This window comes from Bacillus sp. JJ1503, from assembly GCF_036965125.1.
In the GTDB taxonomy this organism is placed as follows: domain Bacteria; phylum Bacillota; class Bacilli; order Bacillales; family Cytobacillaceae; genus Cytobacillus.
In genome coordinates this window covers 1-2,254 of sequence record NZ_JBALOZ010000425.1, presented here as the reverse complement: position 1 = coordinate 2,254, position 2,254 = coordinate 1, and the positions used below count along the sequence as shown (strand labels likewise).

Genomic DNA, 2,254 nt, shown 5'->3' with positions numbered 1-2,254 from the left:
TCCGCGTGAATGCATAGCAACTGATCTAATTCCGCTAATTTTTCCATACCTTTATATAATGTGTAATCATCCACATTTGTGAAATCACCTGGCACATCACTAGTGATATCAGATAAGAAGCATTTAAATGCAAGGACACCCGCATCCGCTAATTCTTTCAGCTTGTCCAGATTTTCTGGTACAAGTCCTCCATAAAAAGCGTAATCAACATAGTTTTGATCAATAGCTGCTTCAAGCTTAAGATCTAAAGCTTCTTTATTGATTGTTGCTGGAAGAGCATTAAGCGGCATTTCAACATAGCTTGTTGTACCGCCAGCCGCTAATGATTTTGATCCTGTTTCAAATCCTTCCCATTCAGTACGACCAGGTTCACTAATATGAACATGTGTATCAATCATTCCTGGCATAACATATTGTCCACTTGCATCGATAACTTCTTTTGCATCATCAGTAATTTGTTGTGCAATGCAAGAGATTTTTTCATCTTTAATTCCGATATCAACTTTGTAAACTCCATCACGTAAAACAACATTCCCATTTTTAATTACTACATCAAAAGTCATCATAATTCCCCTTTCAATTTTCAAAAAGTTATATGGAATAACTAAAAGTTATTTCATCTCATAAAGCTTGCACTAATTTTGAATATGATCCTTAATTTATCTGTTACCTTCATTTAATTTTGGCGTTTTTTCAAACAAAGTCCCTTTAGCATGGGGCCATTCTAGCAATGTATAAATAATAAACGCTGATATAATTCCGATAAACCAAGAAATATCGTAAAGCGGCTTTAGAAATGGTATGAAATTCCCAATCAAACAAATAACACCTGCTATAATCGTTGTTACGATGGCATTTATATTAAACCCATTTCTATAATTGTATTGGCCGTTTTTTGCATATAATTCGTTCAAGTCAATATTCGTTTTGGATATGACAAAATACTGAGCTAACATGACCCCTGTTACTGGAGCTAATATTCCGGCAATAATATTTAAAAAGGTAAAAATACTTGTTGCATTTTCCATAAGCTTCCACGGCATAACTAGAATTCCGATGACAGCTGCAATCATGGCACCCGTTTTGAAAGTCAGTTTTTTTGGAAATAAAGATGCTAATTGGTAACCAGCTGGAACAATATTACCTGTTACGTTTACTGATAAAGTCGTTAAGCATAAAGTAAGAACTGAAATAGCGATTGCAAACGTTCCTTCAAAACGAGCAACAACATCAAGTACGTTCCAGATCGGAGTTCCGAAAGCAATTTCAGATCCGACAATAATTGCGATGCTCGCCACTGCAAATAATAAGTACGCTACAACGAGCCCGACTGTTTGTCCAATTGCTTGTTCCTTCGTTGAGCGAGCCATCCTTGTGAAATCTGAAACGTTTACAATCGGTGCTGCCCATGCTGCAATTACTGCTGTTACAGCCGCGAAAAAGATAATCAGTTTATTTCCGTGAAATCCCGATCCAGTATAAGCTAGTATCGGTCCAATCCCGCCGGCTAAGTTAATAGCCCAAATGGCCATTCCAATAAAAACGATGTAAACAAGGGGTGAAAGGATTTTTGCGAATTTTCCTAAAAACCCTATTCCTCCGTATATTAATGCCACATTGAATAACCAGAATAGTAAAAATGAAATCAAAGCTGGCAATGATAAACCTAATAAGTTCCAATCTCCACCTAATGTTAAATATGTAGGCCAAAGTTTTCCAATTAAGATCGATAATGCCTGGCTACCTGCGTACGTTTGAAATCCGAACCACATGATTGCAGCTATCACTCCTCTTAATACTCCTGGAATCATTGCACCTTTATTTCCATATGATAAGCGCAATAACATTGCAAATGGCAAGCCGTACTTTGATCCAGCATGACCATTTAGAACTAGCACTGCAGCAATAATAATGGAAGCAACCATGATGGCTAAAAAAACTTGGCTAACTGACAAGCCTAATGCAAAAAGGCCACCAATAGCAATATAGTTTGGAATGTTATGAACAGAGCCCATCCAAATGGTAAAAAAGTTTCCTATGCCCCATTTTCTTTCTTCTTCCTTTGTTGGTAAAACGTCTTCACTATAACCAGAAGCTTTTACTTGCTCTCTATTAAAGTGATTCAACAGAATCTCCTCCTTAAATAGTTCCAATCACCGGAACCTCGCTTTCGTTCAAGTTCATCTTCTGCTAAACTTATGTTTAGCGTACCTGCTTAAAAAAATGCAAAAGGTTTTTGTTCAATATTGAACAA

At 36.7% G+C, this 2,254-nt stretch carries 2 protein-coding genes; both read right to left on the bottom strand.

Annotated features, from left to right (window positions below):
• A partial coding sequence (locus tag V7149_RS24340; protein ID WP_335348150.1) for an amidohydrolase family protein occupies window positions 1–563 on the bottom strand: 563 nt, incomplete at its 3' end.
• Between the two features lie 96 nt (window positions 564–659).
• The gene (gene allW, locus V7149_RS24335) at window positions 660–2,126 is read right to left on the bottom strand and encodes an allantoin permease (protein WP_335348149.1); all 1,467 of its coding nucleotides are present in this window, start codon (window positions 2,124–2,126) and stop codon (window positions 660–662) included.
• Window positions 2,127–2,254: the final 128 nt, after the last annotated feature.